Below are 17067 nucleotides of genomic sequence, written 5' to 3' on the forward strand. Positions count from 1 at the left end.
GCTCAGGTCGCAGGTGAAGTCTGCCGTTGCTGGTCGTGGCCCTTGTCGGAGGGGTCTGGAAGATTTCACGCAGAGACGCAGTGAAGTACGCAACGACGCAGAGCATCTGAAAGAAAATACGGCCCTCACCCTGGCCCTCTCCCCGCGAAGACGCCGGGAGAGGGGGCAAGACGTGGCAGCCTCGCGGCTGGTGCTGGTGGTGGTGCTGGTTTGTAGCTGCAGTCTGTCGGCGGTCGGGCAGAAGCCGGCTGCGGCGACGCCTGTCCCGGCCGCAAAGCCCGAGCCGGTCAACCTGGAGCGGGTCCGCAAGAACCTGTTGTCCGGAGACTACAGGGGCTGCATCGAAGAATGCGATCGCGCCATCGCCGAGCGGGCGTTTGGCGAGGAGTGGTATCTCTACAAGTCCGAGGCCGAGTGGCAGACCGGGGACTACGAGGCCGCCTGGCAGACGGTGCACACCGGCCTGATCCGCTATATGTGGAGCATCCGGCTGCGCGAAATCGGGTGCCGGATGGCGCTCTATTCCGGCCGAGAGGCGGATGCGACGACGTACCTGACCGAGATCGGCGATCTCGCCGGTCGGTCGGCCTGGCGCTATACCGACGCCGACAGCCTGGTGTCGCTGGGACGGGCAGCCCTGATGCAGGGGGCCGATGCCCGGCTCGTGCTCGAAAAACTCTTCGACCGGGCTCTGCTGCAGAGTCCGCGAAACCGCGACGCCCGACTGGCGTCGGGAGAGCTGGCGCTGGCCAAGCAGGATTTTGCACTGGCGGCGGACATCTTCCGGGCCGCCGAGAAGGACTATCCCGAGGACCCCGAAGTGCAGTTCGGACTGGCGCGGAGCTTGGCGTCGAGTCTGCCTGGGGAGGCGGCTGCGGCCCTCACGAAAACCCTGGACCTCAACCCGCGTCATGCCGGGGCCTGGCTGCTGAAGATCGAACGGTTGATCGACGGCGAGATGTACGACGACGCAGAGCGGCTGCTGGAGGATTTTTCCAAGTTCAATCCCCGCCGGCCGGAGTTGTGGGCATTTCGTTCGATTCTGGCGACGCTGAAGAACGAACCGCTGGGGGCCTCGATTTTCCGCGACACCGCGCTGCGGCCGTGGCCGAAGAATCCGCAGGTGGATCATCTGATCGGCCGGAAGTTGTCGCAGAAGTACCGCTTCCGCGAAGGGGCGGCGGCTCAGAAGCGGGCGCTGGAATTCGATGCCAAATACATCCCGGCTCAGCAGCAGCTTGCCGTCGATCTGCTGCGGCTCGGAGAAGAAGGCGCAGGCTGGAAGCAGGTCGTCGCGGCCCACGAGGCCGACCAGTACGACGTGCAGCTCTTCAATCTGATTCAGCTTCGGGACGAAATTCAATCATACCGGACGCTGGTGCGGGGCCGGTTTCACGTGAGAATGGAGCCCCGCGAGGCGGAGATCTACGGCCAGGAAGTGCTCGATCTGCTGGAGCGGGCCGAGCAGACCCTCTGCCCGAAGTACGGGCTGACGCTCGAACAACCGGTGATTGTGGAGATTTTTCCCGAGCCGAACGACTTCGCCGTGCGGACGTTCGGAATGCCGGGAGCCGGGGGGTATCTGGGAGTCTGCTTCGGACGGGTAATTACGGCGAACAGCCCCGCGTCGCAGGCGGCTTCCCCGGCGAACTGGCAGGCGGTGCTGTGGCACGAATTCTGTCACGTGGTGACGCTGGAGCAGACCCGCAACCGGATGCCGCGCTGGCTGAGCGAGGGGATTTCGGTCTACGAGGAACGCCTGGCCAATCCCGCCTGGGGCCAGCGGATGAACCCGATCTACCGCAAGATGATCCTCGGCGGGAAACTGACGCCGATCCCGGACATGAGCCAGGCGTTTCTGACGCCGGAGTCGCCGCTCGATCTGAACTTCGCCTACTTCCAGGCCTCGCTGGTGGTTGAGTACATCATCCGGCAGTATGGCTTTGAGAAGCTGCAACTGGTGCTGCAGGATCTGGCGGCAGGACTGACAATCGATGAGGCACTCGAACGGCGGCTGGCGGCCATGTCGCAGCTCGACGCGGAATTCGCCGACGATGCGCGGGAAATGACGCGGGAGTTCGCCCCGGGACTCGACTGGGAAACCTACGACCTGTCGGCCATCAGGAGCGACGATGATCCCGACCGGCTGGCGCGCTGGCTGAACGATCATCCGACAAGTTACCAGGGGCTGACGCTGGCCGCGGAACAGTACCTCAATGCACAGGACTACGAGAAGGCCCGCACGACGCTGGAGAAGCTGATCGAGCTGTATCCGGAGAATGTCGGCTCTGACAGTCCTTACGAGCTCCTGGCGGCGGTCTACCGCGTCCTGAAGCAGCCGGAGAAAGAGCGAGAAATCCTGGCGGCGTACGTCCAGCGGGCCGACGCGGCAACGGTGGCGTATCTGCGGCTGATGGAGCTGGAAGAGGCGAACAAGAACTGGGAGCACCTCCTGAATGTGACCGACCGGCAACTCGCGGTCAACCCACTGATTCCGGCTCCCCACCGGGCGCGAGCGATCGCTGCGGAGTCGCTCGGCAAGCCCGATGTTGCGGTCCGGTCCTGGAATGCGGTGCTGGCGCTCGATCCGGACGACGTGGCTGAAGTGCAGTATCGACTCGCGGTCCTGGAAAAGAGTCTCGGCCGGTTCGAGGTCTCCAAACGCCACGTCCTGCTGGCGCTGGAGACGGCGCCGCGATTCCGCGAGGCACAGCAGTTGCTATTAGAGCTGGTCAAACCGGCGGAGGCCCAGCCATGACGGAGCGGATGAGTCGGCAGAGATCGGGACGGTGGACGCTGCTGCGGATCGCCGTGCTGGCGATGGCGGTGTGCGGCGTGCTGCAACTGTCGCACGCGCAGCGCGGCCGGTTCCGCGGCGGCGGAATGGATGGCGTCGTGCCCGGCGACCGGAACGGTGTGCCGACGTGGGAGATCGACGGCGAGTTCAAGAACGACGTCTTTACGTTCGTGCGAGTCAAGTACAACTCGTACCGCCGCTGGAATCGCTGGGCGACCGACTACCCCGACGCTGACCTCAACTTCTCGTATCGCCTGCAGCAATTGACATCGCTCAAGGTCGACCCCAACGGCAAGATCCTGGAGCTGAACGATCCGGAGATCTTCCGTTACCCGTTCCTGTACATGATCGAGCCGGGGGACCTGGAGTTCCTGCCGGACGAAGTCGCCGCCCTGCGGAACTACCTGCTGGGGGGCGGTTTTCTGATGGTGGACGACTTCTGGGGCGAGGACGAGTGGTTCAACTTTTACCAGGAGATCAAGCGGGTCTTTCCCGAGCGCGAGCCGATCGAGCTGCCGCTGGAGCATCCGATTTTCCACTGCGTCTACGATCTGACCGAAAAGGCGCAGATTCCCAGCATCGGAGCGGCTCAGGCGGGACGGGGATCGGGAGTCACCTGGGAACGGCCCGATGCGCGCGAAGTCCATTACAAGGGAATCTTCGACGACAAGGGCCGGCTGATGGTGATGATCTGCCACAACACCGACCTGGGAGACGGCTGGGAACGCGAAGGGGAAGACCCGTGGTACTTCACGGAGTTTTCTGAAAAGAAGGCCTACCCGCTGGGAATCAACATCGTGTTCTACGCGATGACCCACTGACTCGAAGATCAAGACTTGAACCACGAATGACACGAATCCGCACGAATGAAAGAAATGAAGACTGAAGTGCTCTGAAGCTGGAGTCTCGGCGAATCCAGGTTCCTTCTACATCGCTCTGATTTGTGTTCATTCGTGTGATTCGTGGTTACTCCTCGACTTCTGAATCATCAAGCCGACGACAGCAGATAAGGAATGCCAGCGTGACGATGCAGGTGGACTCTGCCGACGAGCAGGAACAGCGGGTGCTGGAGCTGGTGCGGACCGGCCGCGATCGGATCCGGAAGGAGCTGGCTAAAACGATCGTCGGCCAGGCCGAGGTGGTCGAACAACTGCTGCTGGCGCTGCTGGCCGGCGGACACTGTCTGCTGACTGGGGCGCCGGGACTGGCCAAGACGCTGCTGGTGAAATCGTTGGCGCAGGTGTTTCACCTGAAGTTCCAGCGGATTCAATTTACCCCCGACCTGATGCCGGCGGATATTACCGGCACCGAGATCCTGGAACAGGACGAGACCGGCCGGCGGCGGATGGTCTTCGTGCACGGCCCTATTTTCGCCAACGTCGTGCTGGCGGACGAAATCAACCGGACCCCTCCCAAGACCCAGGCAGCCCTGCTCGAAGCGATGCAGGAGCACCAGGTGACGGCGGCGGGGGTGCGATATCCGCTCGAAGAGCCGTTCTTCGTGCTGGCGACGCAGAATCCCATCGAAATGGAAGGGACCTATCCGCTGCCAGAAGCCCAGCTCGACCGGTTCATGTTCAACGTGTTTGTCGACTACCTGCCGGAAGACGACGAAGTCACCGTGGTGACCCGCACGACCGCCGGCCGGCCGGCTCCGATTGAGGCGGTCTTCACCGGCGAAGAAGTGCTGCAGATTCACGATCTGGTGCGGAAGGTCCCCGTCGCCGAGGACGTCGTGCGGTATGCAGTCCGGCTGGCAGCATCGTCGCGCCCCGGGCAACCGGGAACCCCCGATTTCGTCAACGAATACGTGAGCTGGGGCGCCGGGCTGCGAGCGGCTCAATTCCTGATTCTGGGAGCGAAATCACGAACGCTGCTGCAGGGCCGGGCGAGCGTGAGCCTGGAAGACGTCAAGGCATTGGCTCTGCCGACGCTGCGGCACCGCATTCTGACAAACTATCGGGCCGAGGCGGCAGGAATTACGGTCGAACAGATCATTGGGCGACTGTTGGAAAGGTAGGGCCGGCTCCGCCGGCCGTTCTTGGTGATTTTGGTGTTTGGTGTTTGGTGTTTGGTGTTTGGTGTTTGGTGTTTGGTGTTTTCGAAATGTCTGGGTGGTTTGAATGACTGGCGGAATGCACTCGATTGATCCGAACGCGCTCGTCCAGCTCAAGTCGCTGGAACTGCGGGCCAAGTTCGTCGTCGAGGGGTTTCTGACCGGGCTCAACCGCAGTCCCTATCATGGCTTCTCGGTCGAGTTCACCGAGTACCGGCAATACACGCAAGGGGACGACCCGCGGTATCTGGACTGGCGGCTCTATGCCCGGACCGACCGGGACTACATCAAACGCTTCGAGGACGAGACAAATCTGCGCTGCCAGTTGCTGCTGGACGTCAGCAAATCGATGGCCTTCGGCTCCGGAGCGATGAACAAGTCCGACTATGCCCGGACCCTCGCCGCGACGCTGGCCTATTTTCTGACATTGCAACGGGACGCGGTGGGGCTGGCGACGTTTTCGGCAGACCTGGAAGAGTTTATTCCCACGCGCTATCGCGCCGGTCACCTGCGGCGGATTCTCGTCACGCTGGAAAAGAGCCCGCAGGGGGCCTCGACGCTGCTGGCGAAACCATTGGAGCAGCTTGCCGAGCGGCTGGTCCGGCGAGGGATGCTGGTACTGATTTCGGATCTGCTGGCGCCGCTCGAGACCCTGGAAGTCAGCCTGGGGAGCCTCGCGGCGCGCGGCCAGGAAGTCCTCGTGCTGCAGGTCGTCGATCCGGCGGAAGAGACGCTCGAACTGGGCGGCCCCGAGCTGTTCGAAGATCTGGAGACCGGACGTCAGCTCTATGTCGATCCGGCGGCGGCAAGGTCGAGCTATCTCGCCCGTTGGAAGGCTCACCAGGCGGCGATCGAAGGAATCTGTTCGCGGCTGGGGATCACACGGACGGTGTTGCGGACGAATGAGCCGCTGGATCAGTCGCTGTCGTCGCTGCTGCGACTGCGGTTGCAGGGTCGAGGCGTGAGCCGGGCGCGGGCTGGAAGGAGGCTGGCATGAGTCTGCTGGCGCCTCTGTACCTGCTCGCGGGGCTGGCGATTGCCGGCCCGATTCTGTTTCACCTGCTCCGGCGGACGCCGCGCGGCCGGCGGAAGTTCTCGACGCTGATGTTCCTGTCGCCGTCCCCTCCGCGGTTCACCCGCCGCAGTTCCATCGAACACTGGCTGCTGCTGTTGCTTCGAGCGGCGGCATTGCTGCTGCTGGCGGCGGCGTTTTCGCGGCCATTCTGGCGGACGGTGATCGCCTCGCCCGAAACCCTGAAGCTGGTCCCGACGGTGGCGATCCTGGTCGACACCAGCGCCAGCCTGCGGCGGGACGGGCTGTGGGACCAGCTTGGAACGCAGTTGTCCGCGCGGTTGAAGTCACTCGATGGCGACGCCCGGCTGGGTCTGTTCGCTTACTCGGACGGCTGGAAGATTGTCGCCGGATTCCGCGAAACGGACGCTCTTGAGGGAGACGTGCGGCGTCAGCTCGTGGAGAGCCGCTGGAAGGACCTGCATCCGGAATGGAGTCAGGCTGATCTAGGATTGGGTCTGACGCAGACTGTCGGAGCCTTGCAGGAAGCTCTGGCCAGCCAGAAGCAACCCGGCCCGGTGGAGGTCTGGCTGCTGTCCGATCTGGCCGATGGCTCGAAGACCGAGGCCCTCGCCGCACTGGAATGGCCCGACGGCTGCCGGGTGGTGCTGCTGAATGCAACAGCGACCGCGGGGACGAATGCGGGACTGCAACTCGTCGAGCGGACGCCGGATCGCCCGGACGACAAGCTGCGAGTCCGCGTCAGCAACGCCTCCGACAGCCAGCGGGACGAGTTCCGTCTCCGCTGGGCGACGTCGCGGACCGGGCTGGAGCCAGCGACCCTGCACGTTCCCGCCGGGCAGAGCCGGGTGATCGTTCCGCCTCCGCGCCCGGACGACGCGAGCGAGCTGGTGCTGGAGGGAGACGATGCCCCGTTCGACAACGTCTTGTGGATCGCCGAGCCGGTTCGCCCGCGCGAAGTCATCGTCTACGGAGGGACCGAGCCGGCCGATGACAGCGAGCAACCGCGGTTCTATCTGCAGCGGGCGCTGACGGCGACAGCGCAGTTTGATATCGAGTTCGTCGGGCTCGACGGGCTGGGCGTCGATCGGCCGAGTCTGGTCGTGCTGACCGAGCCGCCCGCCGCTCCGGCGCCGTGGCTGAAGGCGTGGATCGAGGAGGGGGGCACGGTTCTGGCCGCGCCGCGGAAGGCCGGGGATGTTACGCCGCTGCTGGAGGCCGCGGGCGTGGCGGGAGTCACTGCGACGGACGGGAACGTTCCCAGGTACACGATGCTGGCGGACGTGGACTTCGAGCATCCGCTGTTAGCTCCATTCGCGCAGGCCCGGTTTGCGGACTTCACTGGAATTCACTTCTGGAAGTATCGCGCGCTGCAGTTTCCGCAGACCGAGACGCCGCGGGTGCTGGCGCGATTCGACGCCGGGGCGCCGGCCTGGGTCGAATGGTCTCGCGGGAACGGCCGGGTGGTGCTCTGGACGTCGGGGTGGCATCCGGCGGACAGTCAGCTCGCCCGCTCGTCGAAGTTTCCGCCGCTGTTGCTGCGGCTGCTGGAACTGACGACCGGCGTGGAACCGCGGCCGCTCAGCTACATCGTCGATCAGCCCGTTCCGCTCCCGGCGATTCACGGTCCGGCGGACATCGCCGCGATGGAGATTCGCGGTCCGAACGGGACTTCCGAGACGGTAACGCCGGGTGCGACGGAGTTCGTCGCCACGACCGAACCGGGCCTGTACACGGTGAAGCAGGGGACGACGTCCTGGCGGTTTGCGGTCAACGTGCCGCCGCTGGAAAGCCGGACCGTGCCGCTGGCGCCGGAACAACTGGAAACGCTGGGGGTGCCTCTCAAGTCGAACGTGCGCGAGCTAACCGAAGAAGAAATTGTCGCGCGTCAGCAGCTCATGCAGCGGGAAGAGATCGAACAGTCGCAGCAGCTCTGGCGCTGGGGACTGATCGCGGCGATGGTGTTTCTGGTGGGCGAGACGCTGCTGGCCCGGCGGTCTGTTCCGGGCAGATCCGCAGACGATTCACAAGCAGGGTCGGCGGACGCACAGACTTCGTCGGGCCAGATCGCCTGAAAGTCGAATTCCTGAATCCGCTCCGGAGGAGCGACCATGTCGATGCAACAACTGCAGCAGCAATTGCGACCGGTGATCGGCCGGCTCGAACGCCTGCGTCTGTACCGGCGGCTGACGGTCCTGTGGCTGGTGATGGCCGGCGTCACGTGGCTGATCGCATGGACTGTTCCCGCCGCGCCGGCTGGACTCGCCATGCTGCTTGGTCTGGCGGCGGTGGCGGGGGCCATCACGGTCTGGCTGGTGCAGGGCACGCGTAGGGCGGAACCGATCGAGGCCGCCCGATCGATCGAACGGGCTTACCCGGATCTCGACTCCCGACTGCTGACGGCCCTCGAACAGTCTCCCGATGTGCTGACCGGCCGGCTCAATGTGCTGCAGCAGCGGGTCGTGTGGGAAGCGACCTGTCACGGCCGGGCCTATCCGTGGTTCACTGCGATCCCCGGTTCGCGGATGTGGCGAAACGGACTGCTGCAAACGGCGGCGCTGGCGCTCCTGCTGCTGATGCTGGTCAACCTTTCCCGGCAGACGCCACCGCGGGCCAATGCGGCGCCGTCGACGCTGGCCAAACTGCTCGGTGCGCCGGCCTTTCCCATTGAAGTCGAACCGGGAACGGCCGAGGTAGAGCGGGGAGCGCCGTTGCTGGTGCTGGCCCGTTTTCCGAAGCAGGTGCCGGGCGAAGTGACGTTAATCTGGACGGCGGAAGGGACCGAACCCGAGCGGATCCCACTGCAGAAGAGCCTGGACGACCCGGTGTTCGGGGGGCGCCTCGCGGATCTGCAGACGAACGGCAGCTATCGGATCGAGTACGACGGGCATCTGTCGGAAACGTTCTCGCTGATGACGTTTGATCTCCCCCGACTGGAACGCTCGGAAATCGCCGTTCAGCCTCCGACGTACGTTGCCGAAGGGGAACGAGTCCTGTCGGAGGCCTTCGACGTCACTGCGGTCGAAGGTTCCAAAGTGACGATTCGTCTGCAGGTCAACAAGCCGCTGGCAACCGTCCGCCTGGTGGCGAAGGACGGTTCCGCCCTGGACTTGCAGCCGACGGCCGGGAAACTGCTCGGCTGGGAAGTGGTGATCAACGGGTCCGAGCCCGGCCGGCAGTTGTGGCTGCTCGAATTGAAAGATGAGAAGGGACGGGCCAACCGGGATCCGGAGGAGTTCCGCGTTGAGTTCCTGCCGAACCGACCGCCCGAACTGAAGCTGGCGTTCCCGGGGCAGGACACGCGGCTGTCGCCGCTAGAAGAGCTGGCCCTGGCCGGTTCGATTCACGATGACTTCGGGCTGCTGGAGTACGGGCTGGCGGTCTCTGTCGCCGGTCGTGAGCCGGTCTCGTTGAAGCTGGGTGATGCAGTCGACGCGGAGGTCTCCGTCAAACTGCAGCATCTCCAGGCGATGGAAGACTTGCAGGTCCAACCGGACGACCTGGTGTCGTACCACCTGTATGCCGACGACTTCGGACCGGACGGCCAGCGCCGGCGGACGCTGGGCGAGATGTTTTTCGCCGAGATCCGACCGCTGGAGGAGCTTTTCCGGGAAGGGGAGGAGCAGCCGGGCGGCGGGGCGATGCAGGCCGGCGGAAGCAGCCAGCAGCAACAGGAAATGGAACAGCTCGTCGAGCTGCAGAAGCAGATTATCGCGGGAACCTGGAATCTGATCCGCAGCGCCAAGATCCCACTCACCGCCGAGAATCGTGAAGCCGGCGAGGTGCTGACTGAATCGCAGCAGCAGGCCCTCGAAAAGGCGCAGGGGCTCGCGGAGAAGCTGCAGAACCCCAAGCTGACGCCGATCGTCGACGCAATCGTCGAACGGATGACCGCCGCCGAAAAGCTGCTTGAAACCGTTCCCGACAAGGGGCGAGAGGCCTTGATGACGGCGCTGCCGGCAGAGCAGTCCGCTTACCAGAATCTGCTGCGGTTAAAGGCCCGCGAGCACGAGATTCAGAAGGGGCAGCAGAGCGGCACCGGGTCGAGCAGCGGCAGTTCCAGCGCATCGCAACAGCAGCTCTCGCAGCTCGAACTGTCGAATAAGCAGAACCGCTACGAACAAAAGCGTCAGGCCGGCGAACAGCCGCAGACTGTCAATCAGGAACAGTTGCAGATTCTCGACCGGCTGAAAGAGCTGGCCCGGCGACAGCAGGATCTGACCGACAAGCTCAAGGAGTTGGAAGCCGAGCTGCGGACCGCGGCGTCGGCGAAGGATCAGGAAGAGATCGACCGCCAGCTCAAGCGGCTACGGGAAGAGCAGCAGCAGATGCTGCAGGACGCCGATGCACTGCGGAACCGCATGAACCGGTCGAGCCAGCAGGACGAACTCGCCGAGACCCGGCAGCAGCTCGAAGAGACCCGCAAGAACCTGCTGCAGGCGACCGACGCCCTCAAAGAAGGGCAGTTGTCGCAGGCAATCAACTCGGGAACGCGGGCCGCCCGCGAACTGCAGGAGATGCAGGACGAGTTCCGCCGGAAGACGTCGTCGCAATTCAGCGAGGCCCTGCGGGAGCTGCGGCAGCAGGCGCGGGAGCTGTCTGATCGCGAGGAACAGCTCGGCCAGCAGCTCGAAAACCTGCAGAACCAGCCGAAGCAGTCGCTGCGGCAGTCGCAGGACCGGCAGGCGCTGCAGCGGGAGTTCGTCGATCAGAAGCAGCAACTCGAACAGCTCGTCGAATCGGCCCGGCAGATGGTGCAGGAAGCCGAGACCGCCGAGCCGCTCGCCTCGAAGCAGCTCTACGATTCGCTCCGGAAGGCCCGCGAGCAGAAGACCGATCAGGCGCTCGATCTGACCACGCGATTGCTGCAGCAGGGTTTCCTGCCCGAGGCGAGCGAGTCGGAAGCGCAAGCCCGGCAAGGGATCGACCAGCTCCGGACCGGGATCGAACAGGCCGCGGAGTCGGTGCTGGGAGATGACGTCGAGGCCATGAAACGGGCCCGGCGGGAGCTGGCGGAGCTGTCCCAGGAACTGCAGCAGGAACTCGCCGCCCAGCAGTCTGCAGCGGCCGGTGAAGGGAAGCCCGGGGCAGGCGAAGCCGGTGAACCGGGCGAACAGAATCCCGGGGGCAAATCGCCGATGCCGCAGCCGGGTCAGGACGGCCAGCCGGACGGCAAAGGCCAGCCCGGCCAGCAACCCGGCGACGGAGAACGTCCCGGCCAGCAACCGGGCCAGCAGCCCGGAAAAGGCAATCAACCGGGGCAGGGGAATCAACCCGGCGAGCAGCCGGGCGAAGGACAGCCGGGAGAGCAACCCGGAAAGGGACAAGAACAAGGGCAAGGTCAGCAGCCGGGGCAGGGGCAAGGGCAGCAACCCGGACAGGGAGCCGGCCAGGGTCAGGGACAACAGCCCGGGCGCGGGCAGGGGCAGGGAGGGCTCCGGGGTGGACCGCCGCAGGCCCCCGGTCGCGGCCAGGCCGCTTCGCAGAGCAGTCAGGGGGGCAACAGCAGCGGACCCGGCGGACAAGGGGGGCCGATGTCGTCCTCGCAGTACTCCGAATGGTCCGAGCGGCTCCGCGATGTCGAAGCGATGGTGGACGATCCGCAGCTCCAGGCGGAAGTCACCAAGGTCCGCGAACAGGCTCGCAGCCTGCGGGCGGAGTCCAAGCGGCACTCGAAAGATCCCAACTGGGAGCTGGTCAAGACCTCGGTCTACGAGCCGCTGGTCGAACTGCAGCAGAAGCTGGGCGAAGAAATTTCCCGGCGGGAAACCGGCAACGAATCGATGGCGCCGGTCGATCGCGATCCGGTCCCCACGCGTTACCGCGACCTGGTGAAGAGCTACTACGAACGGCTGGGGAGCGGCAAGGAATGACCATCGGCGCGGTGCTGTTCGGCGGACTGTCCTGGGCGGGATGGGCTCTGGCCCTCTTCGCAGTCGGGGTCGTCGCCGTCTGGTGGGCCTATCGCCGGATCGGCCTGCCGACCTGGGACCGAGCCCTTTGCCTGGGCTTGAAGATCGCGGCATTGGGAATGCTGGCCCTCTGCCTCGTCGAACCCCTCTGGAGCGGACAGCGGGTCCGGCCCGGCGCAAATCTGTTCGTGATTCTCGCCGATCAAAGCCGGAGCCTGCAGATCGTCGACCGCGGCGCAACTGAGCACCGCGGCAATGGCCTTAAGCAACTCCTGGCCGACGAAGAAGCCCCCTGGCGAGTCCGGCTGGAACAGGACTTCGACGTCCGGCCGTACGTCTTCGACAATCGGCTGCAGCACGTGACCTCCTTCGCGACTCTCACCTTCGACGGTTCGCGGACCCGGCTGGCGAGCGTGCTGCACGAGTTGAAAGACCGCTTCCGGGATCGGCCGCTCGCGGGCGTGCTGCTGCTGACCGACGGCCACTCGGAAGACGGTCTGCCGCCGGACGAGGAACTTAAATGGCTGCCGCCGATCTATCCGGTGCCGATCGGCTCGGCTTCGGGCCTGAAAGACGTTTCGATCGCCCAGGTCACTACAACGACGACGGCCTTCGAAGACGCCCCGGTCACGGTGCAGGCGGAAGTTCGCTCGGTGGGACTGGCGGGCGAGAAGGTCATCGCGCGGGTTCGCGACGAAACCGGAGCAATTGCGAAAACCGAATCGCAGGTCCTGCCGGCGGGTGACGCCCCCGCGACGTTCCGCTTTCAGCTCAAGCCTCTCAAGCCGGGCATTGCGTTCTACGAGCTGGAAGTCCGCCGGGCCGACGAGGATGGCGAAGCAACCGTCGAGGCCACGCTGGCCAACAACAAGCGGCTGATCACCGTCGACCGGGGAGCCGGGCCATACCGAATTCTCTACGTCTCCGGGCGGCCGAACTGGGAGTTCAAGTTTCTCAACCGGTCGATCGAAGACGACGAGCAGATCGACCTGACCGCGATGATCCGCATCGCCAAGAAGGAGCCGAAGTTCGAATGGCGGAGCCGGGACGGCGAAGCCACCAATCCCCTGTTCCGCGGTTTCGACCGGACCGATGAAGAGACCGAACGCTACGATCAGCCGGTCATCGTCCGGCTCAATACCGCCACCCCCGAAGAACTCCGCGACGGCTTTCCCAAGACCGCGGAAGGTCTGTTCCCCTTTCACGCCGTGCTGCTGGATGACGTAGAAGCCGACTTTTTCACGGCGGAGCAGCAGACTCTGCTGGAGCGGTTTGTCTCCGAACGGGGCGGCGGCCTGCTGATGCTGGGTGGTCAGGAAAGCTTTCGCGAAGGAAAGTACGACCGGACGCCCGTCGGACGGATGCTGCCGGTCTACCTCGACAAGGGAACCACGCAGACGGCAGGGCAGGGCTGGCGGCTGGCGCTGTCGCGAGAAGGCTGGCTGCAGCCGTGGGCCCGGCTGCGTTCCACCGAAACCGAAGAACAGGTTCGGCTCAAGCAGTGGCCGGCGTTTACCACGCTGAACCGGATCGGGAACCTGAAACCGGGAGCGACCGTCATCGCCGAAGCCCAGGACGGATCCGGGCAGAAGCAGCCGGCGCTGGCAGTGCAACGGTTTGGGGAGGGGCGCTGCGCGGCGCTGCTGATCGGTGACCTCTGGCGGGCGCAGCTTGAGACGGCCGCGAAGGGGGAGCCCCTCGATGACGTCGGCAAGGCGTGGCGCCAGATGCTCCGCTGGCTGGTCGCGGACGTCCCCGAGCGGACCGAACTGCGGGCCGTCGAAGCCGACTCGCAAGGTCTGCCGCTGCTTCGGCTGGAAGTCCGCGCTCGGGATAAGGACTTTCAGCCGCGCGACAACGCCGGCGTGACGGTTCAGGTCGTGCAGCCGGACGGGACGACGCTCGAACAACCCGCCGAACCGTCGCTCCGCGAGCCGGGACTCTACGAAGCGGTCATCCGGAGCCGGCAGAGCGGTCGCTACCGGGCCAGCGCCGAGCTGATCGACAGCGAAGGGAAACCGGGGGGCAGCGCAACGACCGGGTGGTCGTTCGATCCGGACGCGACCGAGTTCCGCTCGGCAGCGCCCGATCTCCGCAATCTCGAAGAGCTGGCCCGCAAAACGGGGGGCGAAGTGGTCTCGCCGGACGGGCTCGACGCGTTCGTACGCTCGCTGGCGACGCGCGAAGCGCCGGTCACCGAGGCGACGACGTCGCCGCTCTGGCACAGCCCCTGGCTGTTGATGCTGGTCGTCGGCTGCCTGTGCGGCGAGTGGGGCGTGCGCCGCTGGCGCGGCCTGCCGTAAGGTCTACACTGGCATCCGACGCGGCATTCTGAGATACCAGTGGCCTTCTTCTTCATGACGTTCTTCATGACGTTCTTCATGACGTGCGTTCGCGCGTCGACCGTCTTTCTCCTGGAAGTGCTCCCCCGATGTCGTCCGATTCGTCACGCTCTCTGCGGACCGCCTGGCTGGTTGTTGTACTGCTGCTCCCTGTGGCGCTGCTGAACTACCTCGACCGGCAGATGCTCGCCACGATGAAGTCCTCTGTGATGGAGAGCATTCCCAGTATCCAGAGCAACGAAAACTGGGGCCTGATGCTCGGGCAGTTCAAGTGGGTCTACGCCTTCCTGAGTCCCGTTGGAGGCTATCTTGCCGATCGCTTCAGCCGGCGCTATGCCATCTGCGGCAGCCTGTTCGTGTGGTCCGCCGTCACCTGGTGGACCGGGCATGTCACGACGTTCAACGAGCTCCTCTGGGCGCGGACGCTGATGGGGATCAGCGAGGCCTTCTACATCCCGGCCGCGCTGGCGCTGATTTCGGACTACCACACCGGCGCCACCCGCTCGCGGGCGGTCGGACTGCACCAGATGGCGATCTACCTGGGGGTGATCACCGGCGGTTTCAGCGGCTACGTCGCTGACGCGCCGCACCTCGGCTGGCGGTTCGCCTTCGACGCCTGCGGCCTGTTCGGCATGTTCTACGCCGTCCCGCTGGTGATGCTGCTGCGTGACGCCCCGCGGCAGATGTCGGCCGACGGTCGAATCGTGGCGCGAGCAACGGTGTCCGACGCGATGTTTTCGCTGCTGACCAACCTCTCTTTCATTCTGCTGGTCCTCTACTTCACGCTGCCGGCGCTCGCCGGGTGGGTCGTGCGGGACTGGATGCCCGCCATCCTGAAAGAACAATTCCACATCGGCCAGGGCCAGGCGGGCGTCTCGGCCGCGGTCTACTGGCAGGTGGCGGCGATTGTCGCGGCGATCTTCGGCGGCTGGCTGGCCGATCGCTGGATGCGCACCAATATTCGCGGGCGGATCTACGTCAGCGCGATCGGCATGCTGCTGATCATCCCGGCGATGTTCGGCGTGGGGAACGCCGGCTCGCTGGGGATAGCGGTAGCGTGCCTGGTCCTGTTCGGCCTGGGCTGGGGCCTCTTCGACGGCAACAACATGCCGATCCTCTGCCAGATCGTCCGCCCGGAACTGCGGGCCACCGGCTACGGCATCATGAACCTGGTGAGCATCAGTTGCGGCGGCCTCGCCGACTGGGGCTTCGGCCGGATGCGCGATGCGCAGGTGCCGTTGAACGTGATCTTCGGCGTCTTCGCCAGCGCGGCGATCGTCTCGGTCGTGCTCGTGCTGCTGATCCGCCCGCGGGCCGAGCTGGCGCGGGGGTGATGGGAGATCCGATGATGTCTGCCAGACTGGTTCGCACCGTTCTCGCAGGACTGCTCAGCGGTGCGGCCATCGGGCTCGTCGCCGGCGGATACGCCATCATTCTCACGGAGATCATCGTTCTGCACCGTGACGATTTCGCCACACCCCTCGCCTTCGAACAGACACAAGATCGGTTTCGACTGGTGCTGCTTGCTGCATTTTCGGTCGTATTTGCGGTTTCAGGTCCTTACATCGCAGCCGGATCTTACGGCCCGTGGTTGCGCGACGCGATTTGCGGCGCCGTCTGCGGCGCGATGCTCGTAGTCGGTCTCACTCTCTTCTTCGCATTCGTGACGAATGAGCAGCCTTTCAACCGGTTCGTGGGATCGGAGAGCCGTTGGATTGATCGGGGGCGACTGTACGGCGTCCCCGCAGCGCTGCTGCTCGGCCCGCCGCTCGGGATAATCGCAGGCCGGCGGTTCCGCAAATCGACGTTGAACGCTACGCCTCGGATCGATCATCCGTAAGGCAGTCGGCTGCGAGATTGGAGATTCCATCATGATCTGGTGATCGGCGCGGCGACTACCGCTGCTCGCAATCCTCCAGCAGCGCCATCACTGCCCAGGCCGTCGCCGCGCACGACAGGAACTGGTCGTTCCCGTGCGGGAAACCCGATTCGAAATACTTCTGGAACGGCTTGCTGCGGGAGACGACGTGCCACGAGCCGTCCGGCTGCCGCGATTTCAGCAGCCAGCTCAGGCCGCGCTGGTAGGCCGGATCGGTCGACGGCAGTCCGCCGGCCTCGCAGAGCGCCACCAGCGCCGTCCCTGTGGCGTAGGCGTCGGACTGCGTGGCGTGCTCGGGTTCGCCCGCGTCGAGCTGCGACCAGCCGCCGTCCGGGTGCTGCTTCGCCAGCAGTTCCTGAGCGGCCTGCTGCCGGTCTTCCGCGGATGCCCCGGCGACCTGCAGGGCTTTCAGGCGGAAGACGCGGTCTTCGGTCTCCTTCGGTTCTGCCTGGCGGAGCCATTCCAGGACCTGCGTCCGCCGGGCGGCGATGCGCTCCTGCTGGCCTGCAGTTCCATAGGCTGCCAGCCCTGCGAGCGAGACGTAGGTCGTCGTGAACGCGCTCCCCTCCGACGGCGGCCGGCGGGTCCCTCCCAGCCAGTGATCGCGGTCTTTGTGGCGGAACAGCAGATACTCCGCCACGGCCCCGGTGGTCTCATCGGGCTGCCAGCCGGCCGCCTGCAGCGTGACGAGCGCATAGCCGGCCATATTCGCCTGGCCTCCCTGTCCCTGTCCGTCGCGGTACTTCTGGCGGTTGCTGTCCAGGAACGCGGCGATCGCCTCGGCCTGCAACGTGATCTCCTCTTCGTCGACCGCGAATCTGCGCGACCGGGCCTTCACGAGCGCCATGACCGTCAACCCCTGGTTGTGGCAGGCGAAGCAGTCGCGCGCGTCGAGATGACCTTTCGCGGCCAGCGTCAGCAGTTTCAGCGACGGCTCGATGATCGGGCGCAACTCGGCATCGGTCAGCGCCGGCTCTGCGGCGGAGCAAGGCCACGCGATAGCCAGCCAGCCAATCAATGGGAGAAATCGCATCTGAACATCCCTCAC

General features: G+C 65.1%; 10 protein-coding genes. 9 read left to right on the forward strand and 1 reads right to left on the reverse strand.

Features of this window, described 5'->3' with window-relative positions:
- The first annotated feature begins 172 nt into the window (after positions 1–172).
- From SH412_RS11305 to SH412_RS11345, 9 genes are all read left to right on the forward strand, one after another.
- Positions 173–2758, forward strand: coding sequence for a tetratricopeptide repeat protein (locus tag SH412_RS11305; protein ID WP_336523621.1), 2586 nt, complete (start codon positions 173–175; stop codon positions 2756–2758).
- Positions 2755–3618, forward strand: a complete 864-nt coding sequence (locus SH412_RS11310) for a DUF4159 domain-containing protein (protein ID WP_336523622.1) — start codon at positions 2755–2757, stop codon at positions 3616–3618. Before SH412_RS11305 ends, SH412_RS11310 begins: the two co-directional genes overlap by 4 nt.
- Positions 3619–3824: 206 nt before the next feature.
- Positions 3825–4817, forward strand: coding sequence for an AAA family ATPase (locus SH412_RS11315; protein WP_336524160.1), 993 nt, complete (start codon positions 3825–3827; stop codon positions 4815–4817).
- A 115-nt stretch (positions 4818–4932) separates the two neighbouring features.
- Positions 4933–5850 carry a DUF58 domain-containing protein gene (locus SH412_RS11320; RefSeq protein ID WP_336523623.1) on the forward strand — a complete coding sequence of 306 codons (918 nt, stop codon included), beginning with the start codon at positions 4933–4935 and terminating at the stop codon, positions 5848–5850.
- Positions 5847–7961, forward strand: a complete 2115-nt coding sequence (locus tag SH412_RS11325; protein WP_336523624.1) for a BatA domain-containing protein — start codon at positions 5847–5849, stop codon at positions 7959–7961. The genes SH412_RS11320 and SH412_RS11325 overlap by 4 nt, the downstream gene beginning before the upstream one ends.
- A 36-nt stretch (positions 7962–7997) precedes the next feature.
- Complete coding sequence (locus tag SH412_RS11330) at positions 7998–11759, forward strand: coiled-coil domain-containing protein (protein ID WP_336523625.1); 3762 nt, start codon at positions 7998–8000, stop codon at positions 11757–11759.
- Positions 11756–14101 carry a glutamine amidotransferase gene (locus tag SH412_RS11335; protein WP_336523626.1) on the forward strand — a complete coding sequence of 782 codons (2346 nt, stop codon included), beginning with the start codon at positions 11756–11758 and terminating at the stop codon, positions 14099–14101. Before SH412_RS11330 ends, SH412_RS11335 begins: the two co-directional genes overlap by 4 nt.
- 128 nt (positions 14102–14229) lie before the next feature.
- On the forward strand, positions 14230–15474 hold the full coding sequence (locus SH412_RS11340) for an MFS transporter (RefSeq protein WP_336523627.1): 1245 nt from the start codon (positions 14230–14232) through the stop codon (positions 15472–15474).
- A gap of 11 nt (positions 15475–15485) precedes the next feature.
- Positions 15486–15980: a hypothetical protein gene (locus SH412_RS11345; protein ID WP_336523628.1), complete on the forward strand. Its 495-nt coding sequence runs from the start codon at positions 15486–15488 to the stop codon at positions 15978–15980.
- 55 nt (positions 15981–16035) lie between these two features.
- Here SH412_RS11345 and SH412_RS11350 read toward each other — a convergent pair whose 3' ends face one another.
- The gene (locus tag SH412_RS11350) at positions 16036–17052 is read right to left on the reverse strand and encodes a hypothetical protein (RefSeq protein WP_336523629.1); all 1017 of its coding nucleotides are present in this window, start codon (positions 17050–17052) and stop codon (positions 16036–16038) included.
- Positions 17053–17067: the final 15 nt, after the last annotated feature.

The organism is Planctellipticum variicoloris, assembly GCF_030622045.1.
Lineage (GTDB): Bacteria > Planctomycetota > Planctomycetia > Planctomycetales > Planctomycetaceae > Planctellipticum > Planctellipticum variicoloris.